A 22,879-nucleotide genomic window follows, 5' to 3' on the forward strand; every position below is an offset into this window, starting at 1 on the left:
TATAAATTAGCAGTATAACTGTAGAGTAGAGGAGAGACACAATGTTTGAACAGATGAAAGGGGCCATCTTTGACCTCGATGGAGTTATTGTGGATACAGCTAAATACCATTACCTGGCTTGGCGCAGCCTTGCGGAGGAACTGGGCTTTGAATTCACAGAAGAAGATAATGAGCGGCTTAAGGGTGTAAGCCGGATGGAATCTTTAAATATTTTGCTTGAAATTGGCAGGATTGACGCATCGGATGAAGAGCGGGAGAGAATGGCCGCTTCCAAAAATGAGAGGTATGTGGAATTCATCTCCCGCTTGCATGAGTCTGAGCTGCTCCCGGGAGTTAGAGCATATTTGACAGACCTCCGCAGCAGGGGGGTCAAGATTGCACTCGGTTCCGCAAGTAAGAATGCGGAATTCATCTTGAGCAAGCTGAACATCAGAGGTCTGTTCGATGCGGTTGTGGATGGCAATCAGGTGGTCAACGCGAAGCCGGACCCAGAAGTGTTCCTGATTGCCTGCCGGAAGCTGGGCCTTGAACCTGCTGAATGTGTCGTCTTCGAAGACGCGGCTGCAGGTGTTCAGGCGGCGATTGCAGCCGGAATGGGTGTAGTGGGAATTGGCAGAGCGGACCTGCTGCCTGGTGCGGATAAAGTAGTTTCGGGCGTGGATGAGCTGATAGCTTGAATTTCGCAGAAGCTGCTTTTGAACGGAGCCAGTGCTGTAAGCTGGACTTGGCTGGCAGGGATAACCTGGATAGCTTGAGCTGAGCGAAAGCCGGAGTGCTGGCGGGAGGGCAGGCAGAGGAACAAGCTGGAGCGCGAGAAGAAGAACAAGCAGAAGATCAAGTGGAAGGGCAAGATGAAGAGTAAGTAGAGGACAAAGTGAGGTAGCAGGAGAAGAACATGCCCGGAGAGCGAGCTCAAGGGCAATGCAGAACATTAAGAAGAACCAGCAGTGGATCGAGTGAAAGAACAAGCTGAAGGACAAGAGGCAAGCAGGGAGGTGAGTTCTCCCTGCTTGTTTTTTCACTGAATAGGGGCAGAGCGGCGATCTGTCCCCCTTTTTTACCAGATAAGTCTTATAATTCAGATAGCAGGCAAGGTCCTGCACAAAAGTGCTTACATACACCCATACTTTCCGTAGAAACGCCTATGTTCGCACTGATTTTAATTGATATATTTAACTCAGCCGGAGGTGTGAGCCGTTGAATTCAGGATTTATGAATCCGCTGTCAAAAATGAATGTGAAGCAGCAGCTTATCCTGCTCCTGCTGATCATGTTCAGCCCCATCTTCATTCTGTATGCCTACGGAAATTTGAAGGCGGAACAGATTCTGAAGCATCATGTCACCAATGCTTATGTGGAGCTGAACAAACAGAACTTTACGCTGATCAATCGGGACATCGATACCGTAAATAAAGTGACCTCCACCGTGATCCAGAACCCGCTTGTCCAGCAGCTGGATGTTCATGTGTCGGATTCGGTGTATGAGCGGGTGAAGAAATACGAGAAAATCGAGAAGATTCTGAACGGCTACTCGCAGGCTGCAGACGGGCGGGAGCCGATCTATTATTCACTGTATGTGTATGATCCGGATGATGCTTATTTTTTCGCGCCGAATTATCCCCAGGTTAAGAAATCGGGTGTTTATTTCGTGTCGAACAAAGACAAGCCGGAATGGTTCGACGAGGCTATTGCCAAGAAGGGAAAAGGCTACCTGAGAATCATTAAGGGCATGAACTCGCAGGACAACGAGAAGATGAGCACCTTGGCTTATGTCAGGGCAATCAATAATATCTCCAAGGGCGAGACTATCGGTGTGCTGGTGGTCACCAAGATGGATGCGAAGATTGGGGAGTCCTTGCAGACGGTAGACCTGCCAGACGGCAACATCTACTTCACCGATTGGGACAACAGGATACTGGCTTCCACAGAACCTGAGACTGGGACCCTCCTGCAGCTGCAGGAAGTGAACCAGAATATAGTGAAGCCGGAGGGCGTAGTGGATGTAATCACGTCTGAGTATATTTATGTCATGAACTATAATCATGCGCTGGAACAGAAGCTCATTTATAGGGTTCCTGTCAAAGCCCTGCTCCAGCAGCAGAACGAAATGAAACAGGTGATCCAGCTTATCTCTATCGTCTACGCTGCGGTCGTGCTGCTGGTGATGGCTTATTTCTGGAAATCACTTATGATGCCGCTTCAGCGGCTGGCCTTCTTCGTACGCAAATATGTTCCAGGCCATTCCGTACCGGTGACCCCGCGCAGAGGCAGGAATGATGAGGTGAGTGTACTCATTACATCCACCTATGATATGGCCCGCAGGTTGAACGATCTGGTTCAGAATCAGTACCAGATGGAGATCCGTGAGAAGGAAGCCCAGCTGCAAATTTTATATCAGCAGATTAACCCTCATTTACTATACAACACGCTGGAGAGCATCTATTGGAAAAGCTCGCTTGAAGGCAACGTGGAATCGGCGGAAATGATTAAGGAACTGTCCAAGCTGATGAAGATCAGCCTCAGCCGCGGCAGGGAGCTGATTACGCTCGAAGAAGAGCTGGAGCATGCCAAGGCCTACATCAAGCTCCAACAGATGCGATACGATTACAGCTTCAAGGTGGTCTGGGATATCTCCGGGGATACGCTGCAGCAGCTTATTCCGAAGATTACCCTGCAGCCATTGATTGAAAATGCCATTATCCATGGGGTCAAGAATATGGAGGATGACGGGGTAATCCTCATCCGGGCCTGGAGAGAACAGGGGAATATGCTGATCCGGATTGAGGATAACGGGTATAAGATGACCGACTATGCGGCGATTGACAGGCTGCTGAATGACGAGTTGCATGATCCGTCCACGGGTTATGGCATTCGGAATATCCATCAGCGCATCCGGCTTCATTTCGGTCCTCTATATGGCCTCAAGTATACGAGACGCGAAGAAGGTGGAACATCGGTAACCATCACTCTCCCTGCCGACCAGATATAGAACATGAGAGAAGACAAAGGAGGAGTCCCATGTACAATGTATTAGTTGTGGATGATGAGCCGCTGATTTGCAAAGGCCTGCACAATTTGCTCTTGTCCTCAGGCTTGAGCATACACCAGGTGTATACAGCCCATAGCGGGTATGAAGCCCTGGATTTTATACGGATGGAAGAGATTGATCTGCTGGTGACCGATATTCAGATGGGGGCCATGAACGGCATCGAGCTGATGCATCAGGCCAAAATGATCAGACCCCGTCTGCAGGCAATCATCATCTCAGCGCATGAGAATTTCCAATATGCCCAGATGGCTCTGCGGCTCGGAGCCAAAGACTATCTTATCAAACCGCTGAACAGTGAGCACTTTCTAGATAGTGTTCGCAATGTGCTTCTTAAGATGGATAAGCCGATTTCGGGGCTTGAGGAGATTATGGCGGATATGGATGAGCACTTTCATATGGAGGAACCGCTTCCCGCAAGCACAGAACAGCTTAACCGGCTGCTGGAGAACCCTGCTGCTGTGCTTGAGGGTCCCCTCGGCGCAAATGAAGGGTATGGACTTGGATTATATGGACCTTATTATGCCATTATCAAACTCCAGATGAATCCGAACTCCCGTTCCGAAGGCCACTTCTCCTCTAGGGATCTCCAACTGTTCAGGTATGCGGCGCTGAATATTGTTCAGGAATTGATGGAGCAGGAATGGAATGCCACGTCGTTCTACTCGTCAAGCCGGGAGATCAGTGTGATTGTGCAGTGGAGTGAGAAGGAGTATGAGGAGCCAGGCATTAACAAAATCAACCAGCTGGAGATGATCGGGCGAAGCCTTCATTATCATATTCATAAATATTTGGGGATGCACTGCGTAATTGGCATCAGCCAGATTCTGAAGGGAATCGAATTCCTGGAGATTCTGAACAAGCAGGCGGGCAAGGCCATCCATTGGAACCAGAAGCATGGAGACCACTATGTCTTTTACTATGGTGATTTCAACTGGAATGTCTACTCCAGCGACCCATCTGAAGAGGAAATGAGCAAGCAGAGCAACTGGATTGTTGAGAAGACGAAGCAGTATATCGAGGAGAACTATGCCCAGAAGGGCCTTACCATACATGAAGTAGCCAAGAAGAATCATGTCAGTCCCAACTACCTGAGCTATCTCTATAAGAAGACTACGGGATATAACCTGTGGGAGTACGTCATCAAGCTTCGGATGGAAGAGAGCCGCTCGCTCATTCTGAATACAGACCTGCGCCGATATGAGATCGCCGAGAAGGTCGGTTATGAGTCGCCGGAGCACTTCAGCAAGATTTTCAAGAAATATTACGGCATGAGCCCAAGTGAATTGAAGAAGTAAAAATAACTATGATTCAAATAGATATACACATGTGAACTTCCCCCCTTCTTATCTACAATGAGTGAAGACACAGGAATGAACCGGGATGCTGGATAAGGTTCAGCCCGTGTCCGAAATAAAAGGGGAATGAGGGAGTTAGATGGAGCAGCCGGAAGTAACCGCCACATACCAGAAGCTAACAAAACCGGACTATACGGCACGATCAGGAAGGTGGAAAAAACATTTGTGGGGGTACGCCTTTCTGGTCCCCGCGATTGTGGTTTTCACCTTGTTCTTATGGATGCCTATTTTTAAGGGGATTGTCAACAGCTTCTTCCATATTGATTATGTCAAGGGAAGCAGCTTTGTAGGATTGGATAATTACAAGCAGGTGCTGGACGACCCGGACACATGGAAGGCCGTGAAGAACACCCTGTATTACATGTTCCTGTGTCTGATTATCGGGTTCTGGGTGCCTATTGCCGCTTCAATTGCTATTTCGGAGCTTCGTAAATTCCAGGGTTTTGTGCGGATATCCGCTTATCTGCCTTATGTCATGCCGGGTGTCGTGCTCTATGGGGTATGGAGATGGATGTATGACCCGGTAGGACCGCTGAATGCGGTTCTTTCGAAATTCGGTACCGAATCGATATCGTTTATTTCTGACAGCGCCTGGTCCATGATCTCCCTGGTTGTCATGGAGACGTGGCAGCAGTTTGGTTCTGCCATGCTGATCTATCTTGCGGCCGTGCTCAGTATACCGCGAGACTGGTATGAGGCCGCTGAGATTGATGGGGCGGGTGTATGGAACCGTATCCGGTACATCACCCTTCCATCCATGAAGGGACTTATTATCCTGATGCTGATTCTTCAGGTTATCGGTACCTCCCAGGCCTACCAGTCCCAGATGGCCCTGCTGGACGGTGGACCGAACAAAGCGACCTTGACCTATGCGCTTCATATTGTGAAGTATGCATTTACCAGTCAGGATTACGGCGCGGCTTCGGCGCTCGGAGTGCTTATGTTCATAGTACTTGGCATTCTGGGCATCATTCAGTTCAAGCTGAACAAGGAGGAATACTAAGATGGCAGCCAATGATAGAGGAATTCTGTCCTCCTATGACCTGAAGAAGCCAATGAACAAGCTGGTATACGGCCTGATGCTGATTGTGATTGCGGGTATGGTCGTAACTATGCTGTATCCGATTCTGATGACGATGTTTAACGGGCTTAAGTCCAATGAGGAGGTCAACAGCTTTCCACCGCACTTTTTCCCGGACTCCTGGAACTGGTCAAATTTGAAGGAAGGCTGGGAATATATTAACCTGCTGGGCTTTTTGAAAAATACGATTTTTGTGTTCGCAGGCAACCTGTTCATGACCGTTGTTGTGCTTGGATTGGCATCCTTCAGCATTTCCCGGCTGAATGTGCCGTACAAGCGGGCCATCTATTTCTTCTTTTTGATGACCTTGTTCGTACCGGCAGCCAGCTATCTGATTCCGAGCTTTTTGAATTTAAGAGATTTTGGCATGCTCAACACGTACTGGGCTTTCTGGCTCCCTGCGGGAGCAAGTGCGTTCAATTTCCTGCTGATGAAGAATTTCTTCGACGGGATTCATATGGAGATTCTCGAGGCGGCGAAGATGGACGGAGCTTCTGATCTGACCAGCTTCTTCCGGATCGCAATGCCCCTGTCCATTCCTATCTTCTCTACCTTGGCGATCTTTATATTCTCCGCCGCATGGAATGACTGGTTCTGGCCATCACTGGTGATGCAGACCGAGGATAAGTACACGCTGGCTACGGCTATTTTTAAATACGTGATCAATGTCCGCTCGCTCGATACCAACATCAAGTTTGCCGTACTGTTCCTGGTTATGGTACCGCCTATTGCTGTATTCCTCCTGTTCCAGAAGTTTATTATGCGCGGGGTGACCATGTCTGCGGTCAAAGGGTAATCCACCCAAGCAAGCGTAATTGCACACACAAAGGGCATAGGAATACACCTCGTGTGAAGAACGGATGTTCAATATGATGAGAGAGCAGGGCGGTAAGCCTTGAACACTAACAAATAGCGAAAAGGGGAGTTTCAATGCGCAAGTTCTCAGCAGTTCTGTTATGTTTGCTTCTCCTGGGCACTATGCTCTCGGCCTGCAGCGGGGGTACGGCACCGAAGAAAGAAGCGGAAGGCTCCGGAGCCAACAACAACTCTAATACGGGCAATACGTCCGGCAGCGAAGATATCACGAAGAAGAAGATTACGATCAAAATCCATTATCCTACACCCGATTTGAAGGTCATGCGGGCTCAGGAGGATGATAAAATCAAGCGTTTCCAGGCGGAATATCCGAATGTGGAAATCATTAAGGATGACTGGCAGTACAAGATTGAAGAGATCGGTGTGAAGATGGCGTCCAATGAGGCCCCGACGATCTTTAATACCTTTGCAACCGAAGCGAATTTCCTGGTTGAAAAAGGCTGGGTAGCCGATATTACGGACCTGTATAATAATTGGAAGTACAAAGATCAGATGAACCCTGTGCTTCAAGATCAATTTGTAATCAACGGTAAAGTTTACGGGCTTGCTTATAATGGTTATGTCGTATCTACCGTACTGAACAAGAAGCTGCTCGATGCCAAGTCTGTTGCGGTCCCACCGGTGGACTGGACATGGGACGATATGCTGAATACAGCCAAAAATGCAGCTAACCCGGCCAAGGGCGTGGCGGGCATTGCTCCAATGGGCAAGGGCAACGAAGCTGGCTGGAACTGGACGAACTTCCTGTTCGAAGCTGGTGGAGAGATTGAGAAGAATGAAGGCGGCAAGGTAACCGCAACCTTCAATTCGGAAGCCGGGATTAAGGCTTTGGACTTCTACAAAAAGCTGAAATATGAAGCAAACGCCATTCCGAAGGACTGGGCGCTTGGCTGGGCAGACGCGGTTAATACGTTCCAGCAGGGCCGCACAGCCATGGTTATGGCTGGAGCTGCTGATGTGATTGAACCTGCGCTGAATCAGGGAGGCATGAAGCCTGAGGATGTGCTGACTTATCCAATGCCAGCAGCCGAGAAGGGCGGCAAGCATACAGGAATCCTAGGCGGGAATTATTATGTAATTAACCCGAATGCAACCAAGGACGAACAGGAAATGGCGTTCCGTTACATCACCTTCGATTATTTCTCTGAAAAAGGTCTTCAAGCGCTGGAAGCCAACATTCAAGAGCGTAAGACCAACGGCAAGTATTATGTGCCTCAGTTGATGGACTACTTCAAAGCTGACTCCGATTTCGGCAAGAAGACACAGGCCATCTATGACAAGTACGATAACATCTATAAATACAATCCGGAAATCACCGCACTGCTTGATGGCAAGCCAGAGGCTCAATTCGGCACACAGGATTATTATGCGGAGATGTCCAACGTGATCCAAGAGACCTTCTCCAAGAAGGATATGGACAGCAAAGCACAGTTGGACACAGCTGCGAAGAATGTGCAGGAAAAGGTGTTTGACAAGCTGAAAGCCCAATAATTGTTTCGTTCTCTTAATAGAATCACAGCAAATAGGCTCCTGCCCCGGCGGGGGTCTATTTGCTGTAAGAGCCGAAAGAGGGGCCTTGCAAGGTAAGCGTAAAAACGATCTCCAACAGTCCTTTTTTACACCGAAAGCTTTGTCAAAAACAGATGCCTGCTTCATTTGAAATTCTCAAACTTTGTTTTAAAATGCCTTCTTTATAGCATCATGTTTTTCCTTTCTAGTCATCGAGTAGAGGGCGGAGAGGATTGATAAGAGGGTAATCAACCTGCCTGCTGCAGGATTAACAGAAATGCTGTATTGGCTCACTACGAAGCCGCCTACCATGGAGCCGAGTGCGACTCCAATGTGAAGTGATGAAGTATTAAAGCCGAGCTGAATATCCGCTGATTCGGGAGCAATCTCGATGAGATAGCTCTGAATAGCCGGGCTTGGAGCCATGTTGAAGGTAACTTTGGACCCAATCGCTTCTCATAAAGAATGATTTATTGAACGTTTCCACAATCCATCATGTTCCATTGGGCAGTAATTCAGCTTTTCATGAAACACATCTCCAAGTACCTCGAGTGTCAAAGTTCTAATTAGTCATTTCACCCATGTTACCTTTCCTCTATCGCCGTAAGCGTCAAACGCCATGCCAATGTGATGTGCCAAATATAAAGTACCAAAACAGTAAAACAGCCCGCCCAGCTATTGCCGGACGGGCTGTTGCCATGTTCAGATTGCTTATGCTTTCATCTTGCGGAACGCATTGTCCGCTGCTTCCAGCGTAAAATCAATATCCGCATCCGTATGAGCCGTGGTCAGGAACCACGCTTCATATTTGGATGGGGCAAGGTTGACACCCTGCTCCAGCATGTGCCGGAAGAAGGCGGCGAACTGCTCGCCATCGGTGTCCTGCGCTTCATCGTAATTCGTGACCGGGTGGTCGCAGAAGTGGGTCGAGAAGGCGCCGCGGATCCGGTTGATCGTAAGCGGCACCTCGTGGCGGGCGGCGGAAGCGCCAAGGCCTTCCGTCAACCGCACGGCAAGGCGCTCCATCTCGTCGTAGACGCCCGCGCCTTGCAGCACTTCCAGGCAGGCGATGCCTGCCGAGATCGAGGCGGGGTTGCCCGCCATCGTACCGGCCTGGTAGGCCGGGCCGAGGGGAGCCACCTGCTCCATGATCTCCTTGCTGCCGCCGTATGCGCCGATCGGCAGGCCTCCGCCGATGATCTTGCCCAGCGCCGTCAGATCCGGCTTGATGGCATCATGGTTCGCGAGGCCCGCGTAAGTCTGCGCGGACCCGTAATGGAAGCGGAAGGCGGTGATGACCTCGTCATAGATGACGAGGGCGCCGTATTCACGCGCGAGCTTGCGGAGGCTCTCCAGGAAGCCGGGCTCCGGCATAACCATACCGAAGTTGCCAACAATCGGCTCAACCATCACGGCAGCAACATCTTCGCCCCATTTGTCCAGTGCCTCCTTGAGTGCATCTGGATTATTGAACGGCACGGTGATCACTTCATGTGCGATGCTGGTCGGAATGCCCGCACTGTCCGGGATGCCCAGCGTGGAAGGGCCTGAGCCGGCCGCGACCAGCACCAGATCGGAGTGGCCGTGATAGCATCCGGCAAACTTAATGATTTTGTTGCGTTTCGTATAGGCACGAGCGACGCGGATTGTGGTCATGACCGCCTCCGTACCGGAATTGACAAAGCGGACCTTATCCATGGAGGGAATGGCCTCCTTCAGCTTAACCGCCAGCTGAATTTCCAGCTCGGTCGGCGTACCATAGAGCACGCCGTTTGCTGCCGCCCGGGTGATCGCCTCGGTAATATGCGGATGGGCATGGCCGGTAATGATAGGGCCGTATGCGGCCAGATAATCGATATACTTATTGCCGTCCACATCCCAGAAGTAGGCTCCCTGGGCACGGTTCATGAACACAGGGGCACCGCCGCCCACCGCTTTGAAAGAGCGGGAAGGACTGTTGACGCCGCCAACGATATGTTTGAGCGCCTCCTGATATAAGTGTTCGGATTGGTTGCGGTTCATATGACTTATTCTTCCTTTCTGATTAGGCAGCCTGCCGTTTCACATATTTTACTTGGCTGCCGAAGACTTATTGTCCGAGGTCTGGCTGCCGGAGGCCGAGCCAGATTTGCTGTCTTTAGTATCTTTAGTGTTTTCAGTATCTTTGGTGCCTTCTTTGGCATCTTTAGTACCTTTATTATCCTCTTTGGTTCCGTTCAGAACATCTTGAACATATTCCTTCAGTTTCTTCTCACTGCTTACCCCTAGTACAGCTCCCGCTGAGGTGTTTTTCTCAACAAGCAGACTCATCGGAGGAATCTGTTCGCTGCCGTTCATTTGGCTGTCATAGCCTACGGAGGCAAGCTTCCACATATCATTCACGGTCATGTTGGTATCGATATACGGATTGATCTTCTCCAGAATGCCTGGCAGGTTCATGATCGAGGTAGTGGTTTTCATCTTCTCGGCCACAGCCTTTAGGAAATTGCGCTGGCGTTCTGTCCGTGTGAAGTCGGACATGGCATCATGCCGGAAGCGGACGTATTGGAGGGCGGTTTTGCCATCCAGGTGCTGCATCCCTTTTTTGAGATCAATATCGTACTCGTGTTTGTCAGCAGCACTGACATAGTGCATATCCTTCTCTACATTGAAGTCAACGCCACCCACCGCATCAACCAGGGCGATGAAGCCTTGGAAGTCGGTGTAGACATAATATTGAATTGGAATTCCGAGCAGATCAGAGGCCGTCTGCATTGCAGATTCCGGGCCGTGCGTAATCGCGGTGTTGATCCGGTCCTGCTTCTTCTGCCCGGCGATATCGACATAAGTGTCACGCATAATGGAGAACAAGTAGCCTTTCTTCTGAACAGGATCTATGGAGGCTACAAGCATCGTATCGGACCGGGGGATCTCCCCCTTCTTCAATCCGCGGGCATCCACGCCCATCATAAGTATATTTACACGTTCGGTGCCTTCCCATTTCGGAGGGGAGTTCACCTTCGTTTCGGTTGGCGCAATTTGATGGAACGGAGAATTCTCCCCGACCTTGTGGAAGTTGTTAACCTGGTTATAGATGGCAATGAAATACCAAGCTGCAATAGAAAGAATGATGATAAATACGGCAGCGGCAGACCAGATAATCGTCCTCTTTGTTTTTTTCGTCATCACGTTCGTCCCTTCAATAACCATGGTTGCTCTTTAGCCTAATTGGTATATACATTATAATTTCTTTTATATGTACAATCAATTTTCCTGTTTATTGTTACAGGTTAAAAAAAGAAAGGGGCTTCTTATGATAGATCAACAGGTACAGCTGGGACAGCCAGTTCCTGACTTTACGCTTCCATCTGTGGGTGGAGAAGGGGATACCGTAACTTTAAGCCAGTTTCGGGGAAGCAAGGTGGTTATCTATTTTTATCCCAAGGATATGACTCCTGCTTGCACACAGCAGGCTTGTGATTTTCGCGACAGCGCCACTTATTTTGCATCCAAGGGGGCTGTTATTATAGGCATAAGCGGGGATGAACTGAAATCCCATGTGAAATTTGCGGGCAAGCATGAGCTTCCTTTCCCGCTTCTGGCGGATACAGAACATATAGTCAGCCGGATGTTCGGAGTATGGCAGCTTAAGAAAATGTACGGCCGTGAGTTTGAGGGAATTGTGCGTTCGACTTTTCTGATTAATGAAGAGGGCATTTTGGTCAAGGAATGGCGCAAAGTCAGAGTGCGCGGCCATGTGGATGAAGTGCTTCAGGAGGTTAGCGGCAGCTAGCAGGGGGGGAGAGTTCTTCATCCTCAAGTACAGTGCGTGTGAGAAGCCTAAGGCTTACCAAGATTCAATCTATATAAAGCGAACTTTAAAAATTAACCGATCTCAGCGGAGAGGCCGAGTGATTCTGAAGAAGCAGAGCGTCCGCCTTTGTCTCCGAAATGCCCCTACTTGGATATTTAGTTCAAGCATTTCGGAGACAACAGCGGCCTTAAAGAACACTCGGTAACGCAGCGCCCCATACGGGTAACCTTAATAAGTTCATTTTATATAGCTATAAAAAATAGAGGCCATCTCATGTCATAATATGACTGTGGGAATGGCCTTATTTTGTGCTTCACCCTGGTAACCAGAATGTTATTCAATCTCAGAGGTCTCTGATTTGTTCTTGGATTTGCTGAAACGCCGGATCATGAACTCTTTAATGGATCTGCGGTACCGGAATAGGGCGACAGCCAGGATGATAATCACAAGGGCGATCCCGGCTGCAGCGGAATACGTGGCTGCGAGGTGGAACATTTTGCTCCACTGGGGACCGAATATCCTGCCGATGCCGATGAACAAGGCAGTCCAGAATAGGGCTCCGGAATAAGCGTATATGGCGAACTTGCGGAAAGGCAGTGAAATAATTCCAGAGAAATAACCGGTAATGTGACGGACACCCGGGATAAAGTAGCCGATGAAGATCAAGGTGTAGCCATACTTCTCGAACCAGTACCGTGCTGTATCCAGCTTTTTCGGAGGCAGGAGGAACCACTTCCCATACCTTTTAATAAAAGGAAATCCCGCTTTTCGTCCAATCCAATAAGTAATTGTGATTCCAATCGTGGTTCCCAAGAACGCGATTACAATGAGCAAAGGCCAAGCCAGCAGACCTTTATAGGACAAGTATCCGGCATAGGCCATCGTGGTCTCGCCCGGGAAAGGCAGTGCGATAAATTCAAGAACTAGCCCGATAAAGAGAACCCAATATCCATGGGATTCAAATAAAGTTTCGAGGTACTTCAGGAAGTCCATCATTTTCTTCTCCAGCTCCTAACCTTATCTATTAAGAGGATAGATAAGTCCTGTTTCTATTTTATTATTTCATATTTAGATAGAAGTCTATTTCCGAAGAAGCCTCCATATAATCTATCAAAAGCAAGTTATCATTCATAGAACTGATGGAGGTTATCTACAATGTCCAGAACCTTACTGCACGTTATTAAGCGGACTTTTGTGCCATTTCTACTAGTGATCCTTCTTATCGGAGCGTTTCATCCATCATTAAACCTTTCTTGGAATTCTACGGCTTCGGCACAAGAAGAGTTTCAACCAATTTTGCCAGGAAGTCGTCTTGCCGGTCTTAAGCCGCTGTCCTCCTCTGGTTCAGCCATATCAACGACACCTGTATCCTCCAGTTCCGGGGTCAAGAAGAAGGTTGTGTATTTGACCTTTGATGATGGGCCAACCAAACTGACGGACCAAGTGCTGGCGATCTTGTCTAAGAATAAGGCCAAAGCCACCTTTTTTGTGCTTGGTGAGCAGGCAGAGAGGTATCCTGAAGTAATCAGACGCATATCAGAAGGTGGACATGCTCTTGGAAATCATACTTATGATCACGTGTACAAAAAGCTCTACCACAATTTTAGCGAATTCTGGAGACAAATAAAACAAACGGAGGAAATCCTGCGGAATATCACGGGTTCAAGGACCCCATTGGTCCGGGCGCCGGGTGGAACGTATGGTCATTTTGACAGCAGTTATTTCAGTCTCCTTAAGAGGGGGGGATATGCGGTTTTTGACTGGGATGTGGATACCCGGGATTCCTCACGCAAAGGGGTGCCTTCGTCTGAGATGATCCGCAACGTTAAATTGGCGGAGCTGAAGGATCAGATCGTGGTGCTGATGCATGACGGGGCTGGACATGAGCAGACGATAAAGGCGCTGCCACGCATCATTGAATATTACAAGTCGCACGGATACGAATTTCAATCTCTAAGCTCCAAGGTTAAGCCTGTTCAGTTCTCTATTAAGGCTAACGGAGCATGGGGTTCTAGAATAAAGCCAACAAAGAAATGGGTTGAGGACCATGTAGTCCCGAACGCAGCATTATTTCAGGAGGGGCGGCAGCTTGTTCTGAGCACAGGGGGCGTAGAGACTGAAATGGGGTACGGGGAATACGAGTTGTCTGAAGGAAGGTATAAGGTGCCTCTTCGAGCAGCAATGGAACGTCTCGGGGCTTCAGTCCAATGGAGCAGTGTTAACCGGGCGGCGGTAATTACCTGGGGGAAAAAGACATTGACCATTAAGGTGGACTCAAACACTGCTGAGCAGATGACGATTGGAAAGCAGGGATCAGCTGGGGTCCCGTTTGCCCTGGAAACGAGGGGCGATACCGTATGGGTTCCTCTCCGCAGCCTGCTCGGCCTGCTTGGGCACCCTATCGTTTCAGTGACCAAAGACCGTGATTATTACAGGGTCAAAGCCTTGTAAATGAAGCTGCCAACATCTCTTTGACGTCTATTTCGGGAACAATATGGTGACACTAGTTACTAGATTTTTTACCGGAGTAGAGGAGGTATTGGACTTGTTGAATTCTACCGGCTTGTCTCACGAACAGGCTTCCAGCCTGCTGGAACGTCTGGTTAATCAGGTCGACCGGGTTGTACTTGGTAAACGGCGTGAGATCGAGCTTATCTTAATCGCAATGCTTCAAGGGGGACATGTTCTGCTTGAAGATATTCCTGGTGTGGGCAAAACAACCCTGGTACGGGCCATCGCTGCAAGTATGGGAGGTTCGCTTGGACGTATTCAATTCACCTCTGACTTAATGCCCTCAGATGTTACAGGTGTGTCGGTGTACCGTCCACATAAGGGGGAATTTGAGTTCAGAGCGGGTCCTATTCTATCGAATATCGTGCTTGCCGATGAGATTAACCGGGCGGCCCCCCGGACCCAGTCTGCACTGCTCGAAGCTATGGAAGAGCGCCGGGTGACCGTTGACGGGGTGACCTATCCGCTCCCGAAGCCTTTTCTTCTGCTGGCTACCCAGAATCCGCTTCAGTTCGAAGGAACATACCGTCTGCCAGAGGCACAGATGGACCGGTTTCTTATGCGAATAACGCTGGGATATCCAGGTTCTGAATATGAGATGGACATGCTCGGCCGCCACCAGAGCGGTTCACTGGTAGAAGCCCTGAAGCCTGTCCTCCTCGCTGAGGAAATGGCGGGAATGCAGCGTCAGGTAAGGGGAGTTATGGTGGAGGAATCCATTAAGCGTTATCTTGTTACCATTGCGGAGGCATCCCGCCGGCATAAGCGGATATCGCTTGGAATCAGCCCGAGAGGAACGCTGGCCTGGATGGGAGCCGCTCAGGCTTATGCATATTTTCATGGAAGAATGTTTGTGATCCCTGATGATGTGAAGTCTGTAGCGGCTGCCGTTCTTTCACATAGGGTGACGTTAACTCCAGAGAGCAGGCTGTCTGGGACAACCGGTGAGGAATTGATTCGGGAGATTCTCCAGCACACTCCTGTGCCGGTATCCCGAGGCTCAGTGAGGAGGGCTTCGTCATGAGTATCTCGCTGTATCCGTGGCTGTGGACTGGCGCTGCAGCTATGTTGCTTATGACAGCCTATGCCTCGTATGGAGGGGCTTCCATGTTGTTTCTGCTTGTTGTAACCGGTTTGATCATGCTCCAGGGAGCCGTAGTACAGGCTGGAAGGCCGCGTATGACCGAAGTTCGCAGACATTGGCTCCCTGCCCGGCCTTCAACTGGCGACACAGGATATGTAAGCTATGATATTCGATTTATGGGGGGAGTCCCTCCACTTTGGATCGAGATTTCCGATCCGCTGATCGACCAGGCCGGGAAGATGGAAGGGCTTCGGATGTTCACCGGCTTCCGCCGCCATGTCATACTTCCAGCAGCAGTAAGCTCTCTTCAGAGGGGAGTGTACTCAGGAGGACGGGTTCAGATCACCTGTGGGGATGTGTTCGGTTGGTTTAAGCGCTCTCTTTTCGTGGAGGCTGACGGTTTATTAACCGTGATTCCCCAGACCGCCGTTCTCCCTGCGAAACCGGGGATTCTGGAACAAGGAGACGGAACCACATCATTGTATGGGCCGGAGGGCAGGGAGAGAGGGACTCTAATCAGGGACTACCAGCAGGGGGATTCATGGAGAAGCATTCACTGGAAATCCTCTGCCCGGAAGTCCTCATTGCTGGCTCGCCAATCCGAAGACAGCGGACCTGTGATGCAGGTGTTTCTGCTTGTTACAGACCCGGCCTGCTACTCACCGGGTGCTGTAGAGTTCGAGACTGCCGTTTCCTACACCGCTTCATTGCTGCGGCGGGAGGCAGAAGGCGGTAGAGGGGCCGGGCTTGTCCTTGGAGGTCCTGACGGACGGATGACCTACCGCTGTGAGCCTGACCAAGATAAGGGTATGGAGTTGCTTGCCGCAGCTAAGCTCGTTTCCTGGACACCAGGGCATCATCTATTGATCGAAACGGTGCAGGAGAACATCTATGCGGAGATTACATGCCTCGTTGGGCAATTAACCCGTGAGCTTGCTGCTGCGGCTGCATCTGCAGCCATAAGGGGAATCAAGCTGGAGATTGTGATCACGGGGGACGAGCAAGAGAGAGAGCTTCCGGCTGATCCAGCCGACCAGTCCAGGGAACTGATAGAGCAGCTTCGTCATACAGGAGTAGAGGTAAGGCGTTTAAATTCCTCCACGCTTAAGAACATCGTAGCTGGCGGGAACGACAGAGGCGGGTGGGAATATGCCGAGACTTAAGAAATCCTTTCGCCAAACCATCCTTAGCTTCAAAGAGGCCGGGGAACATGCCCTATTGTCCCTGTTTATTTTTGGACTGTTCCGGGAGTGGTTGAATCCGATCGCCAAGCTGCTTGGGCCGGAAGCGGGCAGGTCCTTGAATCTCTTTTATATCCTTACCGTGGTCCTTCTAATACTGGGGTGCTTTAAGCTGCCTGGACTTGTCCAATTCCTTCTGCCACCAGTGCTGTGTGTGACCAGCATGGTTTATTTGTACGGCGGCAGCCGCGGCATAGGGTGGCTTGAGGTTTTTCTTCAAATGATAGCCGAGGATATATCCGGTGTGGCGGACACGGGCAGACTGAACGGGCTTAGTCCGGAAGTTAGAATGTTTGTGCTGCTGCTGGGCTGGGTGCTTCTTGTCGTGTCAGTTCAGCTGCTTGCTGTTAGCCGCCAGAGCATTATGCTGTTCTTTATGGCTACTTTGCTCTATCTGCTCAGCCTGGAGCTTGGTCTGGGCTTGAGCATTTATTCGGGGTTGGTTAGAACTGTGCTGATTGGGCTGCTGCTGCAGGCTTTATTGTTCGTCTTGCGGCTTCAGGAAGAGGATGAGATTCCTGTGAATCCACATCCGGCAGTTATTGGTGAAACCGAAACCGTTACCGGAAACAAGAGTAGACTTCAGGTGTTCCCGTCTGTCCGGGTTTTTGCCGTAGTCATATCGATCGTGCTGGGGAGCATTCTCGGGCTTGCCAGTCTGGTTCATGCTCTCCCCGTTCAGTCGGCCAGGGCTTTCTCGTTCCAGCAGGTTATGGCCAGTCTGGAGGCGTGGACCAAATCGGCCGTGCCGGCGAACGCTAGGGTGATTTATAACCTGTCGGGATACGGCAGTGATGACGGGGAACTCGGCGGGCCCCTGACGCTCAGAAATGAGGAACTGTTCACCGCCATCTCCCCATTTCCGACCTACTTTCGTGGAGAGAGCAAGAGCAAATATACCGGAAGGGGATGGGAAGAGCTCACCCCGCAGATGGAGAGGCTGAACGTTAACGGGCAGGTTCCGGCCCGTGATGGCGACCGCCCAAGGGGAAGGGAGTTCGAACAGACCATAGTGTTCAAGGAACCCCAGAGCGGTAAAGTCCCTTTGGCTGGCGGCGGGATTCCCACAGCGGTAAAAGAAGTGGTAGCGGGCAATTTCAAGCTCCCTCTCCATGATCTTCAGGCGTTCCCTTCTTCGGGTTTGGTCCTCTATGATGAGCCAGGTCAGTCCCTTTCGAGATATTCGCTCAAGGTTAGAGATCAGTACGCTGCCCCGGAGCTCCTTAGAGCATCCGGTGGGGATGATCCCACTGATATTGAAGATAAGTACCTTGGGCTGCCTGCTTCTCTGCCTACTGAGGTGAGAACGCTTGGGGCTAATCTGACTAAAGGATCAACAAACCGTTATGATTCAGTTAAAAAGGTGGAAACATACTTAAAGGACAATTATAGATATGACTTGAAGACAAGCTCTCCTCCTGTCGGAAGTGATTTTGCCGGGGACTTTCTGTTTGTACAGAAAAAAGGCTACTGTGACCATTTCTCAACAGCGATGACGGTCATATTAAGAACCCAGGGCATACCCGCCAGGTGGGTAAAAGGGTACGCTACAGGCCAACCTGAATCCGGCAACACCCACGCGTATACGGTGTCTTACGCCGATGCCCATTCGTGGGTCGAGGTGTATTTTCCCGAGGTAGGCTGGGTTCCCTTCGATCCGACTCCTGGGTTTGAAGCACCTCAGGGGGCAGCTGCTCAAGAGAATGCAGGCGGTGGACGCTCGCCCCATCACTTCTTTGCCCAATGGATGCAGGCTGCCGGCCAAGGACTAAAGTCAGCCAGCGCTTTCTTTTCTGGAATCGCCTTGTGGATGCTCAAACACCTTTTGGAGCTGATTGCAGGCGGTCTGGTCTGCAGTCTGTTCTTCATGCTCTGGAAATACCGGCCTTATCTCACAGCGTACTGGGCAGCAGCGCTGCTGCCTTATTGGAGAAGAGGGCAATTTCCTGGCCGCGTTGAACTGCTGCGCACTTCTGACTATACGTGGGACTGCCTTTATGCAAGGTATGGCCGTAAGCCGCCAGGACTCACCGGAAGAGAATATGTCCAGAACCTAAGTGGGCTTTGCCTAGAAGAGAGGACACGGCTTGACCAGTTTGTAAATGTATGGGAAGCCTTAAAATATGGAGGGAAGGATCTGGATCGCTCCGCGACCCTGGCATTTCTACGGCAGTGCCGCAAGATGGCTGCAGTATGGGCAAAATCGGAACCCGATCTTCCTTGACGAGCCGTTTTGTCGTTTCGTATAATAAGACCCATGAATTGAGGGAGGCTCGGAAATGAATAAGCCAAATGAAATGATTGTCGTCCTGGACTTCGGGGGACAGTACAACCAGTTAATAGCCAGAAGGATTCGTGATCTTGGTGTGTACAGTGAACTGCTGCCGTATAACACAACTGCTGAGCGCCTTCGCGAACTTGCGCCTAAAGGGATTGTGTTCTCCGGCGGGCCGACAAGTGTGTATGCAGAGAATGCGCCACAAGTGGACCCTGAGATTTTCAACCTGAACGTGCCGATCTTCGGGATTTGTTATGGAATGCAGTTGATGGCCCACCAATTGAACGGTAAAGTTGAACGGGCCGCCAAACGGGAGTACGGGAAAGCGGATGTTCGCTTCGCCGAGCATTCCGCATTGACTAAAGGTCTGGATGCGGAGCAAACGGTATGGATGAGCCATGGTGACCACGTGGTGGAGCTGCCTGAAGGCTTCCAGATCGATGCGGTTACCGAACATGCTCCAATTGCTGGCTTCAGTCACAAGGAACGTCACCTGTACGGTGTTCAGTTCCACCCGGAGGTTCGCCACTCTGTACACGGGAACGAGATGATCCGCAACTTCCTCTATGAAGTGTGCGGTTGTGAAGGCAACTGGACGATGGGGACGTTTATCGAAGATACAATCAGAGACATCCGCGAGCAGGTCGGCGACAACAATGTGTTGTGTGCTCTGAGCGGAGGGGTAGATTCCTCTGTTGTAGCGATTCTGCTTCATAAAGCGATCGGGGACAAGCTTACATGCATGTTCATCGACCATGGTCTGCTCCGCAAAGGCGAAGCCGAGAGCGTTATGGAAACCTTCGTTGGCAAGTTTGACATGAAGGTTGTCAAGATCGATGCGCGGGAACGCTTCTTGTCCAAGCTGGCTGGTGTGGATGATCCAGAACAGAAACGTAAAATTATCGGAAACGAATTTATTTATGTGTTTGACGAGGAATCCAAGAAATTTGACCATTTCAAATTCCTGGCTCAAGGTACGCTCTATACTGATATCGTAGAGAGCGGTACAGCAACAGCTCATACGATTAAGTCCCACCATAACGTTGGCGGACTGCCGGAAGATATGGATTTCGAGCTGGTGGAGCCGCTCAAAGCGCTGTTCAAGGATGAGGTTCGTAAAGTCGGTGAAGAGTGCGGCCTTCCTAGGGAGATTGTCTGGAGACAGCCGTTCCCGGGTCCGGGTCTGGCTATCCGGGTTCTGGGCGAGGTTACGGAAGAGAAGCTGAAAATTGTTCGTGATTCCGACTATATTCTGCGTGAGGAAATTGCCAAGGCGGGCCTTGATCGCGAAATTTGGCAGTATTTCACAGCTCTGCCGAACATGAAGAGCGTGGGTGTCATGGGTGATGCCCGTACGTATTCCTACACCGTAGGTATCCGCGCCGTAACGTCAATCGACGGCATGACTGCGGACTGGGCACGTATTCCTTGGGATGTGCTTGAGAAAATTTCGGTTCGTATCGTGAACGAAGTGGATAACGTGAACCGGATCGTGTACGATATCACATCGAAGCCGCCGGCTACGATTGAGTGGGAGTAAAGTTTAGTCAAAGAGCAGTTTTCCTGGATAGGGAGACTGTTCTTTTTTATGTTTTAGAATCGGCGAGAGTAATCAAAAGTAATTGAATTGTAATAAGAGTGATTACTCCAAATGGTAAAATACGAACATTAAGCTGGATGTGACAAATATCATTCGTATTTTCTATTGACAAGACTCGGCTTCAAGCCTAAAATAAATCAGGTAAACCGCGTTTATGCGAGTTACAACGAGAATTTTCGACAATACTATAACCAGCTTTTCGTATAATTCCGGGGATTGGCCCGGTTGTTTCTACGAGGTCACCGTAATGATCTGGCTACGAAAGGATTGGGCGCTTATTAGTTTGTACAGGCACAAGGACAAGGGCTTCCTGTTCTTGATCGGCAGAGCCATGGCTTGTGCGCGGCGTCCTTTCCAGGAGCTTCAGAACCGGGGACACAGTTTCCCGGTTTTTTGTCGTTGATGACTCATACTTAAGGGGGAGAATTTCTACAATGGATCGGTTCTTTAAGTTGAAGGAACATGGTACGAACGTAAGAACAGAAGTGATTGCGGGAATTACCACATTCATGACAATGGCGTATATTCTTGTCGTGAACAATATTTTTCTCGGGCCCACTGGTGCTGGAATACCTGCTGACGGCGTGTTCTTTGCTACCACGGTTGGTGCCGGGCTGATCACGATACTAATGGGATTGTTCGTGAATATCCCAATCGCGCTTGCTCCAGGTATGGGTTTGAATGCTTATTTTATGACGATTGTATTAAGCTCTAACGGGGCGATTACTTGGCAGGCTGCGCTTGGTGCGGTATTTATCTCAGGTATTATCTTTTTGATCCTGACGGTGACCAAAGTAAGGCAGCTGCTGATTAAGGCAGTACCGACAAGCCTCAAATCCGCGATTACCGTCGGAATTGGCTTGTTTGTTTCCATCCTTGGTTTTAAAATGAGCAATCTGATGGTTGCCAACCTTTCGGGCGTCAAAGATGCTTCGCAGACGGTACCAGGGAGCAGCATGAATTTCGCTCTTGGGGATATTGTTCATAGTCATGATGTTCAGCTAACCTTGATCGGATTGATTGTAATTGCAATACTTATGGTACTTCGTGTAAAAGGTGCGCTGCTTATCGGGATTGTTCTCACAACGCTGATTGGTATTCCTATGGGAGTAACTCATACAGAGGGATTGTCCGGCGCACACTGGATTCCAACCTTTGATAACCTGGCTGTTGGACAATTTGATCTGGCAGGGGCTTTCAAAATTGGATTGTTTGAGATCGTATTTATCTTCACTTTTGTGGAGTTGTTTGATACCTTCGGAACCTTGGTCGGTACGGCTACCCGTGCAGGACTGATGAAGAACAAGGAAGAGGGCGAGAAGAAGATCGGAAAGGCCATGCTTGTCGATGCAATCGGCGTCAGCGCAGGCGCGGTGCTGGGTACGAGTACGATAACTTCTTATGTTGAAAGTACGGCCGGTGTTGCTGAGGGAGGACGCACGGGTCTGACTTCGGTAACTACGGGTATCCTGTTCCTGCTTGCTTTGTTCATTTCTCCGCTTGCGAGTATCGTGCCTTCGGCGGCGACAGCACCGGCCTTGATTATTGTAGGTGTGCTTATGATGGGTCAGGTTAAGAACATTGAGTGGGATGATTTCCTCCACGCCTTTCCAGCGTTTCTTACGATTGCGCTTATGCCGTTCACAGGCGGGATTGCAAACGGGATTTCGGCAGGGATTGTGTCCTACGTAATTCTTGGGGTATTCAGCAACCTCTTCGGCAAAAGTAAAGTGAAAATTCACTGGTTAATGTATGTACTCGCCGTATTGGTACTATGCCGGTATATCTTCATGGGTGCGGAGTAAGTAAAGAGTTGTTAAGTCAGAAGCCGTCTTCTAAAGACGGCTTCTATTTATATATGAAGGAATTAGTTGCGAAACAAAGAGAATTCCGTGTGAAAAGCCCTGCCTAACTACGATGAGATTGGTATTTTAGACTCTCTCATCCAAGGCAGAAAACTCTAATTGATCTTAATGTGTAAGGGTGGGCTCTTGATTTTATAGATGAGCTTATTTTACCAGCGTAGAGGATGAAAGATATAAGGATTTAAACAACATTGAGTATGGGATAAAATAACTGTTTCAAAACAATTGCAATCTGGCGTGTAGAGTGGTATATTATAAATCCAGCCGATCAAAACGCCTTTTTTTATAGAGGCTAGCAAGTAAGTTTGATTGTTCAGAAAAAAAGTACTTGCAATTGTGAAGCTGATGTGATATTATATAAGAGTTGCTGCTGAGACACCGAATGCTAACTGAGTCGATGGCGAAGCGGTTGACCAAATGAGAAATTGATCTTTGAAAACTGAACAACGAGTGAGATACATGATTGAAGAACTTCGGTTCTTCAATCAAGAGAATTAATTTTCTCGTCAGATTCAAAATGAGCAAGTCAAACACTTTAATGGAGAGTTTGATCCTGGCTCAGGACGAACGCTGGCGGCGTGCCTAATACATGCAAGTCGAGCGGACTTGATGGAGAGCTTGCTCTCCTGATGGTTAGC

At 49.6% G+C, this 22,879-nt stretch carries 17 protein-coding genes, 1 rRNA gene and 1 riboswitch; of the genes, 14 read left to right on the forward strand and 4 right to left on the reverse strand.

What is annotated here, in order from left to right; all coding sequences use genetic code 11:
- The first annotated feature begins 41 nt into the window (after nucleotides 1-41).
- The 6 genes from pgmB (at nucleotide 42) to KJS63_RS19840 (ending at nucleotide 7,851) form a co-directional block, all read left to right on the forward strand.
- Nucleotides 42-677, forward strand: coding sequence for a beta-phosphoglucomutase (gene pgmB / locus KJS63_RS19815; protein ID WP_213620698.1), 636 nt, complete (start codon nucleotides 42-44; stop codon nucleotides 675-677).
- A 520-nt stretch (nucleotides 678-1,197) separates the two neighbouring features.
- Nucleotides 1,198-2,988: a sensor histidine kinase gene (locus KJS63_RS19820; protein ID WP_213620699.1), complete on the forward strand. Its 1,791-nt coding sequence runs from the start codon at nucleotides 1,198-1,200 to the stop codon at nucleotides 2,986-2,988.
- Nucleotides 2,989-3,017: 29 nt separating this feature from the next.
- Nucleotides 3,018-4,343, forward strand: a complete 1,326-nt coding sequence (locus tag KJS63_RS19825) for a response regulator transcription factor (RefSeq protein WP_213620700.1) — start codon at nucleotides 3,018-3,020, stop codon at nucleotides 4,341-4,343.
- A 139-nt stretch (nucleotides 4,344-4,482) separates the two neighbouring features.
- Complete coding sequence (locus tag KJS63_RS19830; protein ID WP_213620701.1) at nucleotides 4,483-5,406, forward strand: carbohydrate ABC transporter permease; 924 nt, start codon at nucleotides 4,483-4,485, stop codon at nucleotides 5,404-5,406.
- A gap of 1 nt (nucleotide 5,407) precedes the next feature.
- Nucleotides 5,408-6,280, forward strand: a complete 873-nt coding sequence (locus tag KJS63_RS19835) for a carbohydrate ABC transporter permease (protein WP_068614345.1) — start codon at nucleotides 5,408-5,410, stop codon at nucleotides 6,278-6,280.
- A 134-nt stretch (nucleotides 6,281-6,414) separates the two neighbouring features.
- Nucleotides 6,415-7,851: an extracellular solute-binding protein gene (locus KJS63_RS19840; protein WP_213620702.1), complete on the forward strand. Its 1,437-nt coding sequence runs from the start codon at nucleotides 6,415-6,417 to the stop codon at nucleotides 7,849-7,851.
- 186 nt (nucleotides 7,852-8,037) lie between these two features.
- Here the strand turns inward: KJS63_RS19840 and KJS63_RS19845 are convergent, their stop codons facing one another.
- The 3 genes from KJS63_RS19845 to KJS63_RS19855 all read right to left on the reverse strand — a co-directional run bounded on the left by KJS63_RS19845 (nucleotide 8,038) and on the right by KJS63_RS19855 (nucleotide 11,034).
- Nucleotides 8,038-8,295, reverse strand: coding sequence for a hypothetical protein (locus KJS63_RS19845; protein WP_213620703.1), 258 nt, complete (start codon nucleotides 8,293-8,295; stop codon nucleotides 8,038-8,040).
- Nucleotides 8,296-8,580: 285 nt separating this feature from the next.
- The gene (locus KJS63_RS19850) at nucleotides 8,581-9,891 is read right to left on the reverse strand and encodes a glutamate-1-semialdehyde 2,1-aminomutase (RefSeq protein ID WP_213620704.1); all 1,311 of its coding nucleotides are present in this window, start codon (nucleotides 9,889-9,891) and stop codon (nucleotides 8,581-8,583) included.
- Nucleotides 9,892-9,939: 48 nt separating this feature from the next.
- Entirely contained in the window at nucleotides 9,940-11,034 is a 1,095-nt protein-coding gene (locus KJS63_RS19855; protein WP_213620705.1) for an LCP family protein, read from the reverse strand.
- Between the two features lie 127 nt (nucleotides 11,035-11,161).
- Between KJS63_RS19855 and bcp the strand changes: the two genes are divergently transcribed.
- Nucleotides 11,162-11,641: a thioredoxin-dependent thiol peroxidase gene (gene bcp, locus KJS63_RS19860; RefSeq protein WP_213620706.1), complete on the forward strand. Its 480-nt coding sequence runs from the start codon at nucleotides 11,162-11,164 to the stop codon at nucleotides 11,639-11,641.
- A 354-nt stretch (nucleotides 11,642-11,995) separates the two neighbouring features.
- On the opposite strand, the gene KJS63_RS19865 is transcribed toward bcp, so the two are convergent.
- Nucleotides 11,996-12,655 (reverse strand): DedA family protein, encoded by a 660-nt coding sequence (locus KJS63_RS19865; protein WP_068614357.1) that lies wholly within the window; start codon nucleotides 12,653-12,655, stop codon nucleotides 11,996-11,998.
- A 162-nt stretch (nucleotides 12,656-12,817) separates the two neighbouring features.
- Here KJS63_RS19865 and KJS63_RS19870 point away from each other — a divergent pair, with 162 nt between their 5' ends.
- From KJS63_RS19870 to KJS63_RS19900, 7 genes are all read left to right on the forward strand, one after another.
- A complete protein-coding gene (locus KJS63_RS19870) occupies nucleotides 12,818-14,113 on the forward strand; it encodes a polysaccharide deacetylase (protein ID WP_213620707.1) in 1,296 nt (431 codons plus the stop codon).
- A 94-nt stretch (nucleotides 14,114-14,207) separates the two neighbouring features.
- Entirely contained in the window at nucleotides 14,208-15,197 is a 990-nt protein-coding gene (locus KJS63_RS19875; RefSeq protein WP_374706300.1) for an AAA family ATPase, read from the forward strand.
- A complete protein-coding gene (locus tag KJS63_RS19880; protein WP_213620709.1) occupies nucleotides 15,194-16,420 on the forward strand; it encodes a DUF58 domain-containing protein in 1,227 nt (408 codons plus the stop codon). Before KJS63_RS19875 ends, KJS63_RS19880 begins: the two co-directional genes overlap by 4 nt.
- Nucleotides 16,407-18,722, forward strand: a complete 2,316-nt coding sequence (locus KJS63_RS19885) for a DUF4129 domain-containing transglutaminase family protein (protein ID WP_213620710.1) — start codon at nucleotides 16,407-16,409, stop codon at nucleotides 18,720-18,722. The genes KJS63_RS19880 and KJS63_RS19885 overlap by 14 nt, the downstream gene beginning before the upstream one ends.
- Nucleotides 18,723-18,777: 55 nt before the next feature.
- Complete coding sequence (guaA, locus tag KJS63_RS19890; protein WP_213620711.1) at nucleotides 18,778-20,316, forward strand: glutamine-hydrolyzing GMP synthase; 1,539 nt, start codon at nucleotides 18,778-18,780, stop codon at nucleotides 20,314-20,316.
- A gap of 239 nt (nucleotides 20,317-20,555) precedes the next feature.
- Nucleotides 20,556-20,655: riboswitch (purine riboswitch) on the forward strand.
- A gap of 155 nt (nucleotides 20,656-20,810) precedes the next feature.
- A complete protein-coding gene (locus KJS63_RS19895) occupies nucleotides 20,811-22,181 on the forward strand; it encodes an NCS2 family permease (protein ID WP_068614373.1) in 1,371 nt (456 codons plus the stop codon).
- Between the two features lie 595 nt (nucleotides 22,182-22,776).
- A 16S ribosomal RNA gene (locus KJS63_RS19900) occupies nucleotides 22,777-22,879 on the forward strand; the annotation flags it as partial.

It is taken from the genome of Paenibacillus sp. J22TS3 (genome assembly GCF_018403205.1).
In the GTDB taxonomy this organism is placed as follows: Bacteria; Bacillota; Bacilli; order Paenibacillales; family Paenibacillaceae; genus Fontibacillus; species Fontibacillus tuaregi.

What these genes read in the sequence shown, in the direction of transcription:
- KJS63_RS19855 (WP_213620705.1), bottom strand. Translation starts at nt 11,034, where the DNA reads ATGACGAAAAAAACAAAGAGGACGATTATCTGGTCTGCCGCTGCCGTA.
- KJS63_RS19825 (WP_213620700.1), top strand. Translation starts at nt 3,018, where the DNA reads ATGTACAATGTATTAGTTGTGGATGATGAGCCGCTGATTTGCAAAGGC.
- guaA (WP_213620711.1), top strand. Translation starts at nt 18,778, where the DNA reads ATGAATAAGCCAAATGAAATGATTGTCGTCCTGGACTTCGGGGGACAG.
- KJS63_RS19880 (WP_213620709.1), top strand. Translation starts at nt 15,194, where the DNA reads ATGAGTATCTCGCTGTATCCGTGGCTGTGGACTGGCGCTGCAGCTATG.
- KJS63_RS19850 (WP_213620704.1), bottom strand. Translation starts at nt 9,891, where the DNA reads ATGAACCGCAACCAATCCGAACACTTATATCAGGAGGCGCTCAAACAT.
- bcp (WP_213620706.1), top strand. Translation starts at nt 11,162, where the DNA reads ATGATAGATCAACAGGTACAGCTGGGACAGCCAGTTCCTGACTTTACG.
- KJS63_RS19845 (WP_213620703.1), bottom strand. Translation starts at nt 8,295, where the DNA reads ATGGCTCCAAGCCCGGCTATTCAGAGCTATCTCATCGAGATTGCTCCC.
- KJS63_RS19870 (WP_213620707.1), top strand. Translation starts at nt 12,818, where the DNA reads ATGTCCAGAACCTTACTGCACGTTATTAAGCGGACTTTTGTGCCATTT.
- KJS63_RS19830 (WP_213620701.1), top strand. Translation starts at nt 4,483, where the DNA reads ATGGAGCAGCCGGAAGTAACCGCCACATACCAGAAGCTAACAAAACCG.
- KJS63_RS19895 (WP_068614373.1), top strand. Translation starts at nt 20,811, where the DNA reads ATGGATCGGTTCTTTAAGTTGAAGGAACATGGTACGAACGTAAGAACA.
- KJS63_RS19840 (WP_213620702.1), top strand. Translation starts at nt 6,415, where the DNA reads ATGCGCAAGTTCTCAGCAGTTCTGTTATGTTTGCTTCTCCTGGGCACT.
- KJS63_RS19865 (WP_068614357.1), bottom strand. Translation starts at nt 12,655, where the DNA reads ATGGACTTCCTGAAGTACCTCGAAACTTTATTTGAATCCCATGGATAT.
- KJS63_RS19885 (WP_213620710.1), top strand. Translation starts at nt 16,407, where the DNA reads ATGCCGAGACTTAAGAAATCCTTTCGCCAAACCATCCTTAGCTTCAAA.
- pgmB (WP_213620698.1), top strand. Translation starts at nt 42, where the DNA reads ATGTTTGAACAGATGAAAGGGGCCATCTTTGACCTCGATGGAGTTATT.
- KJS63_RS19835 (WP_068614345.1), top strand. Translation starts at nt 5,408, where the DNA reads ATGGCAGCCAATGATAGAGGAATTCTGTCCTCCTATGACCTGAAGAAG.